Here is a 17,675-nt window from a genome sequence, read left to right on the forward strand (position 1 = left end):
CTTTTTTCGTGACACTGTCCGCCTTGTCCGCTTGGAGCATTCCGCCATGACTGCCTTTCGTCCGTCTTCTTTCGCCACCCGCCCTGGGCGCTGGCTGCGTGCCACCTTGGCCAGCGTGACGCTGGCGGGGGCCTTGGTGGGCTGCGGGGGCAGTGTGTCCACGGCCGAGCCCTTTCAAGCCGGGCGCTTGATCGTGTTCGGCGACGAGTTGAGTTTGATGGTGGACAGCGACGGCAAGGGCAATGCCCGCCACTACGGCATCAATGCGCTGGACAGCACCGACAGCAGCGGCAGCACCGTGGCATGTGGCACTGCCAACCACCGGATTTGGGTGCAGTACCTGGCGTCGCTGTATGGTTTGACGTTTGCGGAGTGCAACCCGAACGGCATTGACGATTCGGCCATCCTGGCCCTTTCTCGGGCCAGTTACGGGGCCACGGCAGCCGATCTCAAAGCCCAGGTGTTGGGGTTTGAGGAGGACTTGCAAGGCGGCTTCAACGAGACCGATCTGGTCAGCGTTTTGGTGGGGCTGCACGATGTCTTGCAGGTTTACCACGACACCACCTATGCCACCATGGCCGATAAAGAGGCCGAAATCTATGCACGCGGCAAAGTGGTGGCGCAGATGATCAAGCGCATGGCCGGCAACGGCACGCGGGTGCTGGTCAGCTTGGTGATGGATGTGGGCCTGACGCCGTATGCCCAAGCCCTGGGCACGACGGAGGCGGGCCATCTGACGGCGCTGTCTGATCAGTTCAACCTGGGTTTGCGGCAGAACATGAGCAACGATGGCACCCACATCGGGCTGGTGGAGTTGAATTCTGTGGTGCGGACTTACCACAACAATGCAACGCTGAATCACACCGAACTGGCGTGTGATGAAGACCACCGCAACACCGACAGCTACGCGGGCGGCACGCGCACCACCACGGGCAACCTGCTCAACTGCACCACGGCCACCCTGGTGAGCGGCGACACCGACCCGGCCACCACCTACCTGTGGGCCGATGCGTTGCATCCGAACGCCTACTTGATTCAGCGCTATCTGGGCCAGTTGGCGCAGACCCGCGCCAGCGACAACTTCTGATCACAGCAGGCGAGGATGACGGCGGCGGCGCCAGTCCTCGTACAGCTTGGTGCCGAGGATAGAGCCCGCCAGCGGCAGGGTGATGGCGTTGGCGATCACCAAGGCCCACAGTCCCGTTGGCTCCAGCCGTAGAGCAGCCATAGCAGCACCCCGAGGGTCAGGGCGCCGTAGGTGCTGGCCGAAATGCCGTCTACCTGGCGTGTGCGCAGGGTCAGCCAAGCTTGTGGCACGAAAGCCAAGGTGGTGAGGGCGGCGGCTGGGTAGCCGAGCCAGTGCAGTAATTCATTGGACATACAGCTTGCTTTCCAAAATCTTAATTTTTTGGAGCTTGGATTGTCCAATCAATCAGCGCGTCAAACACACGGCGCGCTGCGAAAGCTTGAGGGTGTGAGGCCATCGCCACCAGCACATGGTGGTGGCCTTGCGTGTCCAGCACATAACCGGCCACGCCGCTGGCGTCGCGCAGGGTGCCGGTTTTGAGGTGCGCCTGGCCCGGGCGAGCGCGTGACTGGCGCAGCGTGCCATCCACCCCCGCGATCGGCAGCGAGGCCATCAACTCCGGCATCACGGGGCTGTGAAAAGCGTCGTGCAGCAGGCGGGCCAGCCACAACGGCGTGCAGCGGGCTTGGCGGGACAGGCCAGAACCGTTGTCCAACGTCCACGGCCCATCTTGCTCGGGCGGGCCCAGGCGGGTGCGCACCCAATCGGTCACCACGGTTCGAGCTTGCGCGAGGGTCACGCCACGCGCCCCGGGCTGGGCCTGCGCTGCCAGCGTGAGGAACACTTGTTCGGCCATGACGTTGTTGCTGCTTTTGTTCATGTCCTGCACCACCTGGCTCAGTGGCGGGGAGACATGTTCGACCAGAGGCTGATAACGGCTGACATCGAAAGCGGCCTCGGCGTCCCGCACCTGCCCGCTCAACGTGCCGCCAACCTCGCGCCACATGGCTTCGACCAAGCGCGCCGCGTAACGCCCGGGGTCGGCATACGCCACCGACAGCGCCACCTCCTCGGTGCAGCCCCGGGGCAGCGCGCCCGCCACGCCCAGACGCTCGGCCCGGCTGGGTTCGTGTTGAATTTGCAGCGCAGGGCGCAGGTTGTCGCATGGCGAGGCAGCCTCGCTCAAAGGCACGGCGCTCGGCACCTCCAAGCCCGCCAAGGTGGGTTCGACCACCACACTCGCCCGACCCAGCGCCGTGTCGGGGCGCAGGCGCAAGGTGAGGGCGTTGTAGTTCAGCAGCAGGCCATCCGGCTGCACGTTGTAGGGGCGACCGGGTGCTTGGTCAAAATCCGCCGCCTGAATGGACACTGGCGCAAACACCTGCCGATCCAGCAGGATGTGGCCGCGAATCTCCCGCACCCCGCGCTGGCGCACCTGACGCAGCAAGCGCCACAGCCGTTCATGCACCAACACCGGGTCGCCACTGCCGCGCAGGAGCAAATCGCCCTCCAACACCCCATCGCGCAACGTCCCCCGCCACAGAACGGCGGTGCGCCACGTGAAAGCGGGCCCCAGGCGATCGAGGGCGGCATAACTCGTCACCAGCTTACTCAGGGATGCAGGGGTGAACGCTTGGCGCGCTTGCCAGCTCAAGGCGGCCATGGGCAAGCCGGGGGAGCGGGTGGTCGTCAGCGGCAGCACGACCCAGCCCAGCGCCTGCGGTGGCAACCCCGATTGCTTGAGGGCGGCGCGGATCGGTTCCGGTGCTTCCAGCGTGGCCGTGGATGCCCACGACGCCCCCGCCCACGCCAAGCCCGCTGCCAGTACCTGCCGGCGCGGCAGGCCGTGGCCGAAGGTGGCACGGCTAAACTCACCCTGATGCATGCTGCTGCTCCCTTTTCGCCTGTGCGCCTGCTGGCGCTGGACACGGCCACGGACACCCTGGCCATGGCCGTTGTTCATGCTGACCGGATTCTGACCCACGAGTCTGCCGGCGGCGCCCAGGCTTCCACAACCTTGATGCCGGCCTTGTTGGACTTGCTCGCCCAAGCCGGGTTGACCTTGTCGTCGATCCACGCCGTGGCGATGGGGCGAGGGCCTGGCGCGTTCACGGGTTTGCGCACGGCGGTGTCCGTGGCCCAAGGGCTGGCGTTCGGGTTGGCCTGCCCGGTGGTGCCGGTGGACAGCCTGCTGATCGTCGCTGAGGATGCTTTCGAACAAGCGGGGCGCCCGGTGGCCCACGCTTGGCCGGTTTGGGTGGCCGTCGATGCACGCATGAACGAGGTGTACGCCGCCGAATACGCGCACGATCCGGTGGCTGGCTGGCAGGTGCGCACCCCGCCGGGGCTGTATGACCTGCCGACGCTGTCGGCCCGCTGGTTGGCCCAACCGCCCCAGGCCATCGCTGGCAACGCTTTGAGCGTGTTTGCCGGGCAACTACCTGTCGCCACGGCGGCGCAGTGGCCCCAGGTGCAGGCGCGAGCGGCGGCCCTCGGGCGCTTGGCCCAACAAGCATGGCTGGCGGGCGCCCACGTTCCCGCTGATGACGCCCTGCCGTTGTACCTGCGGGACAAGGTGGCTCTCACCATCGCCGAACGCGAGGGCCGGGCGTGACCCCCGTGTTGCGCGCCATGCAGCCCGAGGACGTGCCCGCCGTGGCCGCCATGGAGCAGGCCACCCATCCGCATCCGTGGCGACCGGCGCATCTGCGTGACGCCCTGGCCGCTGGTTACGCCGCGTGGGTGCTGGAAAACGGGGCGGGCGAGGCATCCGCCGAGTGCCTGGGCTACTTGGTGGCGATGCCGGGTGTGCAAGAGTGGCACTTGCTGTCGATTGCGGTGGCGCAGGCGGCGCAAGGGCGCGGGCTGGCGCAGCGTCTGCTAGCCCGTTTGGCGCAGCAGGCCCAACACACCGCCGCCGAATGGGTGTGGCTGGAAGTGCGCGAGGGCAACGCCCGCGCCCGGCGTTTGTACGAACGCTGGGGGTTTGAATCCGTGGGCCTGCGCAAACACTATTACCCTGGTGACTCAGCGGGTCAGCGTGAACATGCGGTGGTGATGCGCTGGCGGGTGCCTGCTGCGGAGGTCGCGCATGCGCTGGACTGAACGGCAACACACCTTGCTCGCGGGCCTTGGGCTGAAACTTTGGCAAGCCCCGGCGGGGCACAGCGAGCCTACCGCGCACCCCGCACCGCCACCGCCGTTGCCACCGGTGGCACGCCCCCACCGCTCGCCGTCCGCGATGGCCCCGAGCGTGCCCGTGCCCGCACCCGCGCCAGAGGTCGAAAACACCGTGCTTGTTCCGGCTCCCACAGTGCCGGGCGTGGCGTCTCTGGATTGGGCGGGTTTGCGCCAAGCCGTTGCTTCGTGCGAAGCGTGCAGTCTGTGCCGCAGCCGCACCCAAACGGTGTTTGGCGTGGGGGCTGAGCGAGCCGACGTGATGATCGTCGGTGAAGCACCCGGCGAACAAGAAGACCTGCGCGGCGAACCGTTCGTCGGCCCGGCTGGGCAGTTGCTGGACAACATGTTGCGTGCCATCGGCCACAGCCGCGCCCCAGGTGAGGGCAGCCCGTTGCGCCCGGTGTTCATTGCCAACACCCTCAAATGCCGCCCGCCGCGCAACCGCAACCCGGATGCACAAGAACTGGCGCGTTGCCTGCCGTTTTTGTACCGGCAGATTGAGCTGGTGCAGCCGCGTTTGTTGTTGGCCAGCGGCAAGTTTGCCATCCAAGCCCTGCTCGACACACAAGAGGCCGTTGGCCGACTGCGTGGCCGGGTGCATCAGTTCCGAGGCATTCCGGTGGTGGTGACATACCACCCGGCTTACCTGCTGCGCCAACTCGCCGAAAAATCCAAGGCGTGGGACGATTTGTGCTTGGCGATGCACACCCTGTCGCGCTTGCCGCCGCGTTGATGGGCGGCGGCGGGGGGCCTCACCGGTGGCTACCCTCCGCACACCCCGGTGGATGACGGAAGCCTTCGATTTCATATCATCCAGTCAGGACGGGGTGTAACGCAAGTCATCCAATAATAATCAGGTCATTTTAATTGTCACGATGCGCACAAACTACATTCTTGTGGATTATGAAAATACGCAGCCTGAGTCGCTTGCGGTGTTGGAGCAGGATTTTTTCAGGGTAAAAATATTTGTAGGCTCAAACCAGACAAAAATACCGTTTGACTTTGTTGAGTCTGCTCAAAGATTGGGGGATCGGGCTGAGTATATAAAGATTTCAGGGAATGGTTCTAATGCGCTGGATTTTCACATTGCTTACTATATTGGAATTCTTTCGGCGGAAGATCCGACGGCATATTTTCATATAATATCAAAGGATACGGGATTTGATCCGTTGATACAGCACCTTAAAGCTAAGAAAATTTTTATTTCTCGATCATCCGATGTGACAATCATACCGGCTGTAAAAGTTGCAAACAGTAAATCGGCTGAAGAAAAAATAGAAGTTATAATCGCAAATCTCGTGCAGCGCGGGGCGTCAAAGCCTGGGACGGTAAAGACGTTAAGTAGTTCAATAAGCTCATTATTTCAGAAGCAATTGGTGGACGAGGAGGTGGAAGCTTTGTTGAAGATTTTGGTGGAAAGAGGGCTGATCACAATTCAAGATACAAAAGTCAGTTATCATATTTCATGAGATTCTGCTGACTGGTCTTGGAATTGGCTGGTGAAATGAATGTTAAGCATTTTCAGTGAGCTGCGCTTAGCACTCGTACTTTCCGTACTCCTGTCTGTAAATACAGCAGTGCATGGAGCAGAGCAGCCGATCCAGATGGAGACGCCAAGCGGCACGATTAGCGGCACGCTGACTTTGCCGTCCCAGCGCACCAAAGTGCCAGTGGTACTTATGATTGCCGGGTCTGGTCCAACTGACCGAGATGGCAACACGCCGCTGGTGACAGGGAAAAATAACAGCTTGAAGTTGTTTGCGGAGGCTCTGCGCGATAGCGGTGTCGCATCAGTTCGTTACGATAAACGGGGCATCGCTGCCAGTGCGGGCGCTGCACGTACCGAATCCGAGGTGCGCTTCGAGGATTTTGTTCAAGATGCCGCTTCTTGGGTCTTAAAACTTTCGCAGGATTCGCGTTTCACTGGCGTGGTGGTACTGGGACACAGCGAGGGTTCGCTCATAGGTATTCTTGCATCCCTTCGCAGCCCGGCCAAGGTGTTTGTGTCAGTGGCAGGTCCGGCAGATCGGGCTTCGGAGGTCTTGCGCCATCAACTTCAGGGGCGTTTGCCCCCCGAGCTGGCGGCGGACAATGAAGCGCTTCTGCAAGCGCTTGAAGCTGGTCAGACCGTCAGTGAAGTTCCCCTGTCGCTCATGTCCTTGTATCGCCCAAGCGTGCAGCCGTATCTAATCTCCTGGTTTCGGTACTCGCCATCGGAAGAGATCGCCAAGTTGAGAATGCCGTGCCTGCTGCTTCAGGGGGGAACAGATATTCAGGTGACAGTCGTTGACGCAGAGAGGCTCCACGCTGCAAACAGGAAATGCCGATTAGAGGTGCTACCGTCAATGAACCACGTCATGAAGACAGTCGCAGCGGACGCTCAGAAGCAGATCGCTTCGTATGGTGACCCAACTCTTCCACTCGACACTGGCTTGATGCGCGCACTGAAGCTGTTTTTCTCGTCCGATGGCGTGCAATCGGCACTCCGCACGCCGCGCTAACGGTGCCCCCTCGCGCATCACTTGTACTCAATCAAGCGCACAGGCCCCCGTCGCCAGCGGCGCCAATGGAAGGTCAGCACACCCTGCACCTCGGGAAATCGACCCATGATGAGAAAGAAAGCCTGCTGCCACGGGATTGGGTGCGCCGGCCACATCGCACGAACCCGCCGTGCCACCCGGATGACTTGGAGCGGATAGAGGCAGAGCAGCAACCCAGCCAGCCCCTCAGCGCCGACGATCATCAAACCCAGCCACAGCAGCGGCAGCAGCGCCCCCCAAACCAAAGCCCGGCGCGTCTCAGCCACAAAATGCCGCTCGGGCGGCGCCCCATGCAGCCAAGCCCCTTCAGCGAACGCATGGCCGGAACGCCGGTTGCGTTGCCACCATTGGCCCAGGCGGTGCATGGCGGCATCGTGCAGTGTCATCTCGACATTGAGGCGCCAGATGTGGTGCCCCGCCGCACGCAAGCGCACACACAACTCCGGCTCCTCACCGGCAATCAAATCCGGGCGGTAACCTCCCACGGCCACCAAGGCGGACACGCGCATCAACGCATCACCACCGCAGGCGCGGGCCGGGCCGATGGGGGTGTCCCACTCCAAATCACACAACTGGTTGTAAACCGACGCCTGCGGAAAACGCTCCCGCCGGCGCCCGCACACCACCGCAACCTCCGGGTGCTCCGCTAAAAACGCGCAGGCGTGATGCAGCCAATCGGGTTGAATTTCGCAGTCCCCATCCACAAACTGCACATACGTCAACGTCGGCGCAATCTGCCGCAGCCGGGCCAGGCCCTCGTTGCGTGCGCGGGCAGCGGTGAAGGGTTGCGACATGTCCAGGTTGACCACGTCAGCCCCCAGGGCTTGCGCCTGGGCCACCGAATCGTCACTGGAGCCTGAATCGACGTAGACGCACCACGCCACCCGGTCGCGCAGGGATTGCAAACAGCGCACCAAGCGCTGGCCCTCGTTGCGGCCAATGACGACCGCGCCCAAAGTGTTGGTGTTCATGAAGCGTAGCGGGGGAAAGGAGGCGGGCGGTAAATCACCACATCGCGGTCTGGTTCATATTCCGGTTCAGAATAGATTTTCTCGATGTTCACCGCCAAGGCCAGCAAAGCATAATAAATATAAGGAATGATGGAAATGCTGCTGGTCGAGAAAATCATCACCATGATGGTGAACAGGGTGGCAATCATGCTGTTGGCCAAATACCATCCATCCATGCCCGGGTCGAGCCGTTGACGCAAGCGCCACATTTTGACCAAGGCGATGATAAACATGCCAATGAAAGGCACCAACCCCGTCATGCCAAAGTTGAGCGCAATCCCGATATAGGAATTGACAATGTCCACAATCCCTTGGCCTTGTTTTAAGTATTCTAGGTAAGAAATGGCATTGGGCAAGCCGAAAAGCAAGTTGTCCTTGATCAGCTCAAGCGCGCCTTCAAAAATGGCCTGGCGATATTCCTTGTCGTCTTCCGGTGAGGCAGCAGCAGCAGCGGCAACCGCTTCGGGGTTGCCGATGATCGGCAGTTTGTTGATCAACTCCTGAAACGCCGGCACCACCGCCGCCAGCACGCTGAACACGGCCACACTGCCCGTCAGCGCCAGCATGATGTGGCGGACTTGGCCGGACAGCGCCGTGAACAGCAGCATCATCAAACCCGCACTCAGCCATGTGGCGCGGGACAAGGCCGTGCCCACCCCCGCCAGCAGCACCACCATGCCCAACCAGCCCACCCAGCGCTGGCGCGTGAAGCGGTAGAGCCACAGCCACAACCCGGTGGCGGTGGCCATGGCAAAACCGAAGGCCAGCGAGTGGCCGGTGGAGGTCTGGGCGCGCAACATGCCGTCGCGCATCAGGTAAATACTCAGGCCCCACGCCTCGCCCCACCAGTCTTGGATCGCTCCGTAGATGGGCCAGCCGCGTGTCATTTCCGGGATGCTCACCAAGCACAGCACCATGGAAAACAAGCAGAACCCCGCCAATGTGCGCCGAATTTGTGCATGGGTTGAAAATGCGAAACGCACACCCCAATAAGGCAAGTAAATGTCCACCCACCATTCTGCGACTTGGCGCAACCACGCAGTGAAAGACGGGCCATACATGAAAGCCAAAATCGCACACATGCCCCAAAAATAAATGTGCATGGCCACGTCCATGGCATCTATGGGGGTTTTATGCGTGGGATGGTGCAAAGCCTCTTGCTGCTGTTGGCGGCGGGCTTCCAGTAAGGCTGGCAACAACAGCAGCCACGTGAGCATGCGGGAATGATCCACGTTCATCAGGTACACCCCCGTGGGGGGGACGACCGGGATGTTCGGCGTCATCATCAGCAGCAAAAACCACAGCGTCACCCGCCACGCCGGACGGCTTTCATGGGGGGGCAGACGCTCGGTGGCTTTTCGAATCAAGACCACGAGCGCCACAATGTAAACCCAAAAGCCTGGGGCCAAGAAAGCGGCGAGGGTGCCCATGGCCACCAGCTTGGCCATTTCTGCAAAATCCCGGGCTGGGATCAGGTCATAAAGATGTTTTCGCAGGGGCCAGAAAATCAACCCAATCGCCAGCATGACAACGATCAATGGTTTAATGGGAGGCATGACGTGCGATGCAGCAAAGGTTCATGACGGGGTTTGAGCGCCAGCCCAAGAGACTGGCCGCACAAGTCGTGGCACGGTGGATGACGGGTTGGATTGTCGGGGCTGCGTGGTGCGTCGCGCCTGCGGCTTGGGCGGCTTGGGATGCGACGGCGTCCGAAAGCATCAGCCATGTGGACAACCTGCTGCGCAGCGAATCCGGCCAAGAGCGCGCCGACACCTTCCAAACCACCACCCTGGGCCTGGGCGCCGACTTGACATGGAGCCGCCAGCGCCTCCGGCTGGACACCCAAGCCGCGTTCAACCGCTACCAGCAATTCAGCGACCGGGACAGCACCAACACCAACACCAGCTTGGCCTGGAGTTGGCAAACCGTGGGGGCGCTCAGTGGTTCCGTGTCGGCGTTCCGCAACCGCTCGCAGTACCAGTACACCGGCCTGCTGGACACCGAGCAGGCCGCCTACTCGACCCAACAAGGCACCTCGGCCTCGCTGCGCCTGGGGGCTGGCGGGCCCTGGTCGGCTTCGGTGAGTTCTTCGCACTCGCGTTCGTCCTATTCCTTAGCGGCGCTGAACGCCCAGGCGGGGCAGCAAAACGCCACCTCGCTGAGTGTCGGTTATCGCACGGGGCCGCATGGCCAAGTGCAGTGGGTGAATTCGCGCTCAGTGACCGAGTCTCAGGGGCAGGTCAATGGCGTCACGCCGCGTTCGACGCAGACCAGCTCGCAACTCACGTTCGACTATATCCACAGCCCTAAAACCAACTGGCATCTGAATTGGGGGCGCAGCGTGGGGGTGAGCAGCATGGGGCAACGCACGCCCAGCAACGTCGGGGGCGTGAACCTGTCGTGGCAACCGACGGCCAAACTGTCGGTCGGCATGGGCTGGCAGCGCGACACCCGCAGCAGCCAAAGCACCATCCAAACCTTGGCGCCCGGGGATACCGCCGAAGATCCCTTGCAGGTCATCACCACCGGCCTGCTCAACGAAGGGGTGACCACCTCAACCCGCCTCAACCTCGGTTGGGCGGTGAGCGTCCGCAGCAACCTGGGCCTGTCTTACAACGATGTGCGCACCAGCTCGGCCAGTTTGGTGGTCAATGGGGCGTTGTTGGATGTGAGCGCCAGCCGATCGCGGCAGATGGCGTTGAGCTGGAGCCACACCCTGTCGCGGGCCTGGTCGATGAGTTGTTCGTTGACGCGGGAGCGTTTGTCCGTGTCCGAAGCCAGCACCTTGGGCCACGCCTACACCGCTCGCACCACCGCGTGTTCGCTGAGTTTGCGCCTGCAATGAGCTGACACGTCACCGTCACGCGCCAGTGCAGGCGGGACGCCACAATGCCGCTTTTGTTGTTGTCAAGAGCGCATGGCATGAAGATCACGGTCATCGGTACGGGTTACGTGGGGTTGGTCACGGGGGCGTGTCTGGCCGAGATGGGCAACCACGTGGTTTGCTTGGATGTCGATGCACGCAAGATCGACATCCTCAACAGCGGCGGCATTCCAATCCACGAGCCGGGTTTGTTGGAGATTGTGCGCAGCAACGCCGCTGCGGGCCGACTGGAGTTCACCACCGACGTGGCCCGCTCAGTGGCCCACGGCACCTTGCAATTCATTGCGGTGGGCACCCCGCCCGACGAGGATGGTTCAGCCGATCTGCAATACGTGTTGGCGGCAGCGCGCAGCATTGGCCGCCTCATGACCGACTACAAAGTCATCATCGACAAGAGCACCGTCCCCGTGGGCACGGCCGACAAGGTGCGTGCCGCCGTGGCCGACGAACTGGCCCAACGTGGCCACAGTGGCATGGCGTTTTCGGTGGTGTCCAACCCTGAGTTTTTGAAGGAGGGCGCGGCGGTGGCGGACTTCACCCGTCCGGATCGCGTCGTGGTGGGGGTGGATGAGGGGGATGACCGTGCGGCCATGCTCATGCGCTCGCTTTACGCCCCCTTTATCCGCAACCGCGACCGGCTGCTGGTGATGGACATCAAGAGCGCCGAGTTCACCAAGTACGCTGCCAACGCCATGCTGGCCACGCGCATCAGTTTCATGAACGAGCTGTCGCGCTTGGCCGAGGTGATGGGGGCGGACATCGAGGCCGTGCGCATCGGCATCGGTTCCGATCCGCGCATCGGCACGCATTTCCTCTACGCTGGCGCGGGCTACGGCGGGAGCTGCTTCCCCAAAGACGTGAAAGCCCTGGCCCGCACCGCCGCCGAAAACGGCCTGCCCAGCCAAATGATGGCCGCTGTCGAAGCCGTGAACGACGCGCAAAAGCAGGTGCTGGCGCGCAAAGTGGCGTCGGTTTACGGCGAGGATTGGCGTGGCAAAACCTTCGCCGTGTGGGGCCTGGCCTTCAAACCCAACACCGATGACATGCGCGAAGCCCCCAGCCGCGTGCTGCTGGCCGAGCTGGTGCGCCGAGGCGCCCAAGTGCGTGCTTACGACCCCGTCGCCGCCGAGGAGGCTGCGCGTGTGCTGGCGTTGGATTTGGGTTGTGCGCCCGAGCAGGCGGGCATCACGCTGGTGAACTCCGCCACCGAAGCCCTGAGCGGCGCCGATGCGCTCATCATCGTCACCGAATGGAAAGAGTTCCGCACGCCGGACTTCGAAGCGCTGGCCAGTGCCCTGCGCGATCGGCGCATTTTTGATGGCCGCAACCTCTACGAACCCGCCTTGATGCGTGACAGCGGGTTGCACTACCTGTCGATCGGGCGCCCGGCATGTTGACGCGCTGGCCCGCCCTGACAGCGGCCCGCCACGTCAGCGCCCCGCGCCAAACCGTGTGGGTGTGCCAAAGCGGGCCAATGCAGCGTGCCGGCTCGGTGGCCGTTGCCGATGGGGCGGCCTTGGCGGCGTGGCCGGGGTTGTGCGAACCCCACGCGGACGGCTGGTGCCTGCACCTCCCAGCGGACGTGGCCGCCGCCAGCGCCGCCTTGGCTTCGCTGAACCGGGCGTTGCACGCGGGGGGACGCATCCGGGCGTGGCGCGAGGAGCCTTATCCGCTGCTGGCCGAATCTGGCACGCTGCTGGCGGTGATCGAGCGGGCCTCGGCGCGCTTTTGGGGGGCATTGACGTTCGGCGCCCATTGCAACGGTTACGTCGTCGGGGCGGACGGGCGCCCCAGCCACCTCTGGGTGGCGCGCCGCTCGGACACCAAACCCACCGACCCCGGCAAACTCGACAACCTCATCGGCTGCGGTGTGCCCCACGGCCAAACGCCGCGCCAAGCGTTGATCCGCGAAGCCTGGGAAGAAGCCGGTTTGCAGTCCGCGCAGCTCACCGGCTTGCAAGCGGGGCGGGTGCTGAACATCGCCTGCGACATCCGCGAAGGTTGGCAGCACGAATGGCTCTACGCCTACGACTTGGCCTTGCCCTCCGGCCTCCTCCCCGTGAACCAAGATGGTGAGGTGGCCGAACACCGCCTCTGGCCCATCGACCAGGCCTTGGCCTTCGCCGCCGAAGGCCGCATGACGATGGATGCCAGCTTGGCCACGTTGGACTTCGCCCTGCGCCATGCGCTGCTGCCCGCCGACGAAGCCGCCGAACTCGCGCCCCGCTTGGCGGCGCTGTGCGTGACGCCCGAAGCGGCGCGGCGCTTCGATCCGCCGATCGTTTAAAACTGCTTCAAGTTTTTTGAATGGAGGCACCCCGTCAGGCTGAACCCTGCCTGACGTAGCGCCCGGCACACTGACGCCATCGAATCACTTCCCTGGATACCGAACGGGGTTTCCGATGGCTGACACATTCAAAACCAGCGAACGCTACACCAGCGTCGCGATCACTTTGCACTGGCTGCTGGCGCTGCTCATGGTCGGGACGTTCGTTCTGGGCGTCTACATGCACGAGTTGCCGATGTCCCTGGCCAAGCTCAAGCTGTTCAACTGGCACAAATGGGCGGGGGTGGTGATTTTGGGCCTGTCCGTGCTGCGCTTGCTGTGGCGCGTCACCCATCGCCCGCCAGCCGATCTGCCCGCCCCGCCGCTGCAACAACTGGCGGCCCACGCGGTGCATGGGGCGTTGTATGCGCTGTTCTTCGCCGTGCCCTTGGTGGGCTGGGCTTACAGCTCGGCGGCGGGTTATCCCATCGTGCTGTTTGGCGTGCTGCCCTTGCCGGATTTTGTGGCGGTGGACAAAGCCCTGTCCGACAACCTCAAGCCGCTGCACGGGTGGCTGGCTTGGTCGATGGCCGTGCTGGTGGCCCTGCACGTTGCGGCGGCGCTCAAACACCACGTCATCGATGGCGATGGCCTGCTGAACCGCATGCGCCCCGGCCGCGTCGCCTGAGGTTGTCCGCCTTTTTCCTTCTTTTCGTTTGCAAGGACATCGTCATGATGCGTCGTTCCCTGATCCTGGCCGCGCTGGCCGTGTTGAGCAGCGCACCGGCCCTGGCCCAGCAAAAAGTGCTGCCTACGCCCCAAAGCCAGCTCGGTTTCACCTTCCGCCAGATGGGCGTGCCGGTGCAAGGCCAGTTCAAAACTTGGGATGCCCAGCTCAGTTTTGACCCGAAAAAGCCCGAAGCCACCACCGTCAAATTCAACGTGAACATGGGCAGCGTCAGCTTTGGCGCGGCAGAGACCGAGGCCGAAGCCGCCAAGGCACCCTGGTTCAACGTGCCCAAGTTCCCGCAGGCGCAGTTCCAGTCGACGGCGGTGAAGGCTGCCGGGCCGGGCAAGCTGGCGGTGAGCGGCAAGCTCAACATCAAAGGCAGCGTGCGGGATGTGACCGTCCCCGTGAGCCTGAGCCAAGCCGGTGGGGTGACCACCGCCACCGGCACCTTCGCCATCAAGCGCCTGGATTTCAAGATCGGGGACGGCGAATGGGCCGACACCTCGATCGTCGCCGACGACGTGCAGGTGAACTTCAAGTTCGCCGTGCAAGGCGTCGCCCCGTTGTGATTTGTTGATTCGCTTTCGCTTCAGCCCCTAGGAGATGCATCCATGAAGACCGCTTTCATCGCCGCTGCCGTGCTGGCCGCTTCGACCGTGTCCGCCCAAGCCGCGACCTACGCCATCGACCCGACGCACACCTTCGTCACCTTCGAAATCAGCCACTTTGGCACCTCGACCAACCGCGCTCGCTTCGACAAGAAACAAGGCACGGTAGAGTTTGACCGCGCCGCCAAGACCGGCAAGGTCGATCTGACCATCGACATGACCTCGGTCAGCTCGGGCACTGCACCGTTCGACAAGCACCTCAAGAGCGCCGACATCTTCAACGTCGAAGCCCACCCGACTGCCAAGTTCGTAGCCGACAAGTTCGTCTTCAACGGCGACAAGGTGGCCGAAGTGCAAGGCACCCTGACCCTGGCCGGCAAAACCAACCCCATCACCCTGAAGGCCACGAACTTCAACTGCTATGACAGCCCGATGCTCAAGCGCGAAGTCTGCGGCGGGGACTTCGAAGCCACGCTGGTGCGCAGCCAGTACGGCATCGACTACGGCCTGAAGTGGGGTTTCCCGGACGCGGTGCGCCTGGTGATCCAAGTCGAGGCCGTCAAGCAGTGAGATCGGCTCAGGCGCTGGCCGGGTGGAACACCGCCTGCCACAGCGCCTGAATCGCCGCCCGTTCAGCGATGAATTGTTCGGGCGGGAAGTGCGTCGGCTGCTCGTCCAAGCGGGCGCGGTGTTGGGCGCGGCGCAGTTCGCGGTAAGCGTCCGCTGCCGCGTGGCCAACGCCCGCAGGCAGCAAGCCGCACGCTTCGGCACGCTGCAACAGGGCGATGTTGCCGGCGTTGTCCTGCAACGCGGTGTTCGGGCAGGCGTGCGCCAGCACCAAGAATTGCACCGCGAACTCGGCGTCCATCATGCCGCCGTGGCTGTATTTCACATCGAAGCGTTCCCCGCGCACGGCTTTGGCAGCGGCGACTTTGTCACGCATGGCCCGCACTTCCTCGCGCAAGGCGGCCAGGTCACGCGGGGCGCACAGCACGGCGCGGCGCGTGGCTTCGAAGCGCTCACCCAGCGCCGCATCCCCCGCGCAGAAACGGGCGCGGGTGATGGCTTGGTGTTCCCACGTCCAGGCGGTGTTGCTGCCTCGGCCACGCTGGTAGTTGTCGAACGAGGTGATGCTCGTCACCAACAGACCGGAGTTGCCGTTGGGGCGCAGGGCGGTGTCGATGTCGAACAGCTCGCCCGCAGCGGTGCGCAGCGTCAACCAGCCGATGAGTTTGCGCACGAAGGCGGCGTACACCTCGGCGGCGCGGTAGGCGTCGGTTTCGTCGGCGTCGTCGTAGAGGAAGACCACATCCAGGTCACTGCCGTAGCCCAGTTCCAGCCCACCGAGTTTGCCGTACGCGATGACGGCAAAACGCGGGCTCGGGCGGTGGCGCTGGCGCAGGTGATCCCACGCCCAGCGCAGCGCGCAATCCAAGAGCGCGTCGGCCAGCGCGGACAAATCGTCCGCCACCTGTTCCACCGTGATGCGTCCTTCCACGTCGCGCACCAGCGTGCGGAACACCTCGGCGTGGTGGGCGCGGCGCAGCGCGTCCAGCAACAACCCTTCGTCCATCTCGCCGGCACGCACCCAGGCGGCGTGGCGTTCTTCCAGATTCGCCACAAAATCCGCCCGGTCGAACCGATCGGCGATTTGGCGCTCGTCGGCCAGCTCATCGATCACGCCGGGGTGGCGCATCAGGTACTGCATCGGCCAGCGGGCCAGACCCAGCAGGCGCAGCAGACGCCGATGCACTTCGGCCCGTTCCACCAGCAACGCCAGGTAACTTTCGCGGCGCAGCAGCGGCTCCAGCCAATCCACAAAACGCAGCGCGGCGGCGGGGGTGCAATGGCCCTCCGCCACGGTGACGGCGGCCCGCACCATCAATTTGCCCAGGCGCAGTTTGCTTTCTTCGCGCAGCGCCTGCACTTTGGGGCTGGCAGCAAACGGGCGCACCCGTTCCACCAGATCGGCGGGGAGTTTGTCCAGCAACGTTTCGCTGTCGATGGGCAGCGGCGCGCCGCAGCGTTTGCAGCCACCTGGGCCGGCGGTGCCTGAGGCGTTGCTGGGCGGACGGTTGTCGTGCAACAGCGCGTCGAACTCGGTGGCGACCAGCTCGCGCACGGCGCAGAGTTTGTCCAGCAGCTCGCAGGTTTCGGCGCTGCACAGCATGTCCAGGCTGGCGGCGATCCAGCCCAAATCGCCATCGCCGGTCGGCAGCAGATGGGTTTGCTGGTCGTCCAAGAACTGGATGCGGTGCTCAACTTGGCGCAAAAACACATAACCGTCGGCCAGCGCCTGGGCGGTTTCCGGTTTCATCAGGCCCCGGGCGGCGAGTTTGTCCAGCGCCCGCAAGGTTGAACGGGTGCGGATTTCGGGGAAATGCCCGCCCCGCGCCACTTGCAGCAACTGCACGATGAATTCGATTTCGCGGATGCCCCCGCGTGAGAGCTTGACATCGTTGGCCCGTTCCGGGCGCCCAGCGGCGCGGCGCTGGGCTTCTTCGCGGATCTTGCGGTGCAGGTTGCGCAGGCCCTCGAACACGCCGTAATCGAGGTAACGCCGGTACACGAAGGGCGTCACCAAGGCGCGCAGTTGCAAGGTGCGCCCACTGTCCACCCCGGCACGCGGCGCCACCACGCGGCTCTTGAGCCAGGCGAAGCGCTCCCACTCGCGCCCTTGCACCAGGAAGTATTCCTCCAGCATCGCCAAACTCACCACGGGCGGGCCCGAGTTGCCATTCGGACGCAGTGCCAGATCGACGCGGAACACAAACCCGTCTTCCGTTACATCACCGATCAGGGCATAGAGCCGTTTGGCCACCAGGGCGAAGTATTCGTGCGCCGTCACCGGGCGCGGGCCGTGGGTGTGGCCGTCTTCCTCGTAGACGTAAATCAGGTCAATGTCCGAGGACACGTTCAGCTCACGCGCCCCGAGTTTGCCCATGCCCACGATCCAAAAATCGATCGGCTGGCCGGTTTCCGTCATGGGCGGGCCGTGGCGGTCGTCGGCTTCGATGCGGGCTTGCGCCAGCGCCACTTCCAGCGTGGCTTCGGCCAGATGCGTCATGGCCAGGGTGATGACGTTCAGGGGCACGCGCTGCTCAATGTCCAGCACGGCCAAGCGCTCGATCACCAATTGCCGCGCCACCCGCAGCGCCGACACCAACGGGCGCCCTCGGTTTTGGAGCGTTTGCACCAAGGTGGTGATGGTGGCCACATCGGGCACACCGGCGGGCAGCAAGGCCAGCTCGGCGTCGTAGCGGCGGCGCACACGTTGAACAAAGCGGCTGTGGCTGGCAAGGGCGGGCGAGAGGGTCATCACGGCAGTGGGCGGGCGAAAGCAGCCAGATGGTTGAGTGAGTTCAAGGGATTCTGCCGCAGGCCCCACGGGGACAGGGCCACCTGGGTCAACAAGGGTGTGAGGGGGGCG

17 protein-coding genes are annotated in these 17,675 nt (G+C 63.6%); 12 read left to right on the forward strand and 5 right to left on the reverse strand.

Features of this window, described 5'->3' with window-relative positions; genetic code table 11:
* The first annotated feature begins 46 nt into the window (after positions 1–46).
* Positions 47–1,087, forward strand: a complete 1,041-nt coding sequence (locus VITFI_RS06450; protein ID WP_089416280.1) for an SGNH/GDSL hydrolase family protein — start codon at positions 47–49, stop codon at positions 1,085–1,087.
* Between the two features lie 95 nt (positions 1,088–1,182).
* Here the strand turns inward: VITFI_RS06450 and VITFI_RS06455 are convergent, their stop codons facing one another.
* Together VITFI_RS06455 and dacB are read right to left on the reverse strand one after the other, a co-directional pair.
* Positions 1,183–1,380 carry a SemiSWEET family sugar transporter gene (locus VITFI_RS06455; RefSeq protein ID WP_198301646.1) on the reverse strand — a complete coding sequence of 66 codons (198 nt, stop codon included), beginning with the start codon at positions 1,378–1,380 and terminating at the stop codon, positions 1,183–1,185.
* A 20-nt stretch (positions 1,381–1,400) separates the two neighbouring features.
* The gene (gene dacB / locus VITFI_RS06460) at positions 1,401–2,912 is read right to left on the reverse strand and encodes a D-alanyl-D-alanine carboxypeptidase/D-alanyl-D-alanine endopeptidase (RefSeq protein WP_157725581.1); all 1,512 of its coding nucleotides are present in this window, start codon (positions 2,910–2,912) and stop codon (positions 1,401–1,403) included.
* Here dacB and tsaB point away from each other — a divergent pair.
* The 5 genes from tsaB (at position 2,907) to VITFI_RS06485 (ending at position 6,708) form a co-directional block, all read left to right on the forward strand.
* Positions 2,907–3,641: a tRNA (adenosine(37)-N6)-threonylcarbamoyltransferase complex dimerization subunit type 1 TsaB gene (gene tsaB / locus VITFI_RS06465; protein WP_198301647.1), complete on the forward strand. Its 735-nt coding sequence runs from the start codon at positions 2,907–2,909 to the stop codon at positions 3,639–3,641. The two genes, dacB and tsaB, sit on opposite strands and share 6 nt — an antisense overlap.
* On the forward strand, positions 3,638–4,132 hold the full coding sequence (gene rimI / locus VITFI_RS06470) for a ribosomal protein S18-alanine N-acetyltransferase (RefSeq protein WP_232476675.1): 495 nt from the start codon (positions 3,638–3,640) through the stop codon (positions 4,130–4,132). Before tsaB ends, rimI begins: the two co-directional genes overlap by 4 nt.
* Positions 4,119–4,940 carry a uracil-DNA glycosylase gene (locus VITFI_RS06475; protein ID WP_089416283.1) on the forward strand — a complete coding sequence of 274 codons (822 nt, stop codon included), beginning with the start codon at positions 4,119–4,121 and terminating at the stop codon, positions 4,938–4,940. The genes rimI and VITFI_RS06475 overlap by 14 nt, the downstream gene beginning before the upstream one ends.
* 142 nt (positions 4,941–5,082) lie before the next feature.
* A complete protein-coding gene (locus tag VITFI_RS06480) occupies positions 5,083–5,676 on the forward strand; it encodes a PIN domain-containing protein (RefSeq protein WP_089416284.1) in 594 nt (197 codons plus the stop codon).
* 39 nt (positions 5,677–5,715) lie between these two features.
* Positions 5,716–6,708, forward strand: coding sequence for an alpha/beta hydrolase family protein (locus tag VITFI_RS06485; RefSeq protein WP_089416285.1), 993 nt, complete (start codon positions 5,716–5,718; stop codon positions 6,706–6,708).
* Between the two features lie 17 nt (positions 6,709–6,725).
* Here VITFI_RS06485 and VITFI_RS06490 read toward each other — a convergent pair whose 3' ends face one another.
* Complete coding sequence (locus VITFI_RS06490) at positions 6,726–7,718, reverse strand: glycosyltransferase (RefSeq protein WP_089416286.1); 993 nt, start codon at positions 7,716–7,718, stop codon at positions 6,726–6,728.
* A complete protein-coding gene (locus VITFI_RS06495; RefSeq protein ID WP_157725582.1) occupies positions 7,715–9,313 on the reverse strand; it encodes an O-antigen ligase family protein in 1,599 nt (532 codons plus the stop codon). The genes VITFI_RS06490 and VITFI_RS06495 overlap by 4 nt, the downstream gene beginning before the upstream one ends.
* A 23-nt stretch (positions 9,314–9,336) precedes the next feature.
* On the opposite strand from VITFI_RS06495, the gene VITFI_RS06500 reads away from it, so the two are divergent.
* The 6 genes from VITFI_RS06500 (at position 9,337) to VITFI_RS06525 (ending at position 14,815) form a co-directional block, all read left to right on the forward strand.
* On the forward strand, positions 9,337–10,602 hold the full coding sequence (locus VITFI_RS06500; protein ID WP_089416288.1) for a porin family protein: 1,266 nt from the start codon (positions 9,337–9,339) through the stop codon (positions 10,600–10,602).
* A gap of 77 nt (positions 10,603–10,679) precedes the next feature.
* Complete coding sequence (locus VITFI_RS06505) at positions 10,680–12,038, forward strand: UDP-glucose dehydrogenase family protein (protein WP_089416289.1); 1,359 nt, start codon at positions 10,680–10,682, stop codon at positions 12,036–12,038.
* Positions 12,032–12,928 carry an NUDIX hydrolase gene (locus VITFI_RS06510; RefSeq protein ID WP_198301648.1) on the forward strand — a complete coding sequence of 299 codons (897 nt, stop codon included), beginning with the start codon at positions 12,032–12,034 and terminating at the stop codon, positions 12,926–12,928. The genes VITFI_RS06505 and VITFI_RS06510 overlap by 7 nt, the downstream gene beginning before the upstream one ends.
* 115 nt (positions 12,929–13,043) lie before the next feature.
* The gene (locus VITFI_RS06515) at positions 13,044–13,595 is read left to right on the forward strand and encodes a cytochrome b (RefSeq protein WP_089416290.1); all 552 of its coding nucleotides are present in this window, start codon (positions 13,044–13,046) and stop codon (positions 13,593–13,595) included.
* Between the two features lie 44 nt (positions 13,596–13,639).
* Complete coding sequence (locus tag VITFI_RS06520; protein WP_198301649.1) at positions 13,640–14,206, forward strand: YceI family protein; 567 nt, start codon at positions 13,640–13,642, stop codon at positions 14,204–14,206.
* Positions 14,207–14,248: 42 nt separating this feature from the next.
* Positions 14,249–14,815: a YceI family protein gene (locus VITFI_RS06525; protein ID WP_089416291.1), complete on the forward strand. Its 567-nt coding sequence runs from the start codon at positions 14,249–14,251 to the stop codon at positions 14,813–14,815.
* 7 nt (positions 14,816–14,822) lie between these two features.
* On the opposite strand, the gene glnE is transcribed toward VITFI_RS06525, so the two are convergent.
* Positions 14,823–17,564, reverse strand: a complete 2,742-nt coding sequence (glnE, locus tag VITFI_RS06530) for a bifunctional [glutamate--ammonia ligase]-adenylyl-L-tyrosine phosphorylase/[glutamate--ammonia-ligase] adenylyltransferase (protein ID WP_089416292.1) — start codon at positions 17,562–17,564, stop codon at positions 14,823–14,825.
* Positions 17,565–17,675: the final 111 nt, after the last annotated feature.

Origin of the sequence: Vitreoscilla filiformis (genome assembly GCF_002222655.1) — a bacterium.
Taxonomy (GTDB): Bacteria; Pseudomonadota; Gammaproteobacteria; order Burkholderiales; family Burkholderiaceae_C; genus Ideonella; species Ideonella filiformis.

Coding starts and splice junctions, on each gene's coding strand:
- VITFI_RS06490 (WP_089416286.1), bottom strand. CDS start 7,718: ATGAACACCAACACTTTGGGCGCGGTCGTCATTGGCCGCAACGAGGGC.
- VITFI_RS06495 (WP_157725582.1), bottom strand. CDS start 9,313: ATGCCTCCCATTAAACCATTGATCGTTGTCATGCTGGCGATTGGGTTG.
- VITFI_RS06505 (WP_089416289.1), top strand. CDS start 10,680: ATGAAGATCACGGTCATCGGTACGGGTTACGTGGGGTTGGTCACGGGG.
- VITFI_RS06475 (WP_089416283.1), top strand. CDS start 4,119: ATGCGCTGGACTGAACGGCAACACACCTTGCTCGCGGGCCTTGGGCTG.
- VITFI_RS06500 (WP_089416288.1), top strand. CDS start 9,337: ATGACGGGGTTTGAGCGCCAGCCCAAGAGACTGGCCGCACAAGTCGTG.
- VITFI_RS06515 (WP_089416290.1), top strand. CDS start 13,044: ATGGCTGACACATTCAAAACCAGCGAACGCTACACCAGCGTCGCGATC.
- dacB (WP_157725581.1), bottom strand. CDS start 2,912: ATGCATCAGGGTGAGTTTAGCCGTGCCACCTTCGGCCACGGCCTGCCG.
- VITFI_RS06480 (WP_089416284.1), top strand. CDS start 5,083: ATGCGCACAAACTACATTCTTGTGGATTATGAAAATACGCAGCCTGAG.
- VITFI_RS06525 (WP_089416291.1), top strand. CDS start 14,249: ATGAAGACCGCTTTCATCGCCGCTGCCGTGCTGGCCGCTTCGACCGTG.
- VITFI_RS06520 (WP_198301649.1), top strand. CDS start 13,640: ATGATGCGTCGTTCCCTGATCCTGGCCGCGCTGGCCGTGTTGAGCAGC.
- tsaB (WP_198301647.1), top strand. CDS start 2,907: ATGCATGCTGCTGCTCCCTTTTCGCCTGTGCGCCTGCTGGCGCTGGAC.
- VITFI_RS06450 (WP_089416280.1), top strand. CDS start 47: ATGACTGCCTTTCGTCCGTCTTCTTTCGCCACCCGCCCTGGGCGCTGG.
- VITFI_RS06510 (WP_198301648.1), top strand. CDS start 12,032: ATGTTGACGCGCTGGCCCGCCCTGACAGCGGCCCGCCACGTCAGCGCC.
- VITFI_RS06485 (WP_089416285.1), top strand. CDS start 5,716: ATGTTAAGCATTTTCAGTGAGCTGCGCTTAGCACTCGTACTTTCCGTA.
- VITFI_RS06455 (WP_198301646.1), bottom strand. CDS start 1,380: ATGTCCAATGAATTACTGCACTGGCTCGGCTACCCAGCCGCCGCCCTC.
- glnE (WP_089416292.1), bottom strand. CDS start 17,564: ATGACCCTCTCGCCCGCCCTTGCCAGCCACAGCCGCTTTGTTCAACGT.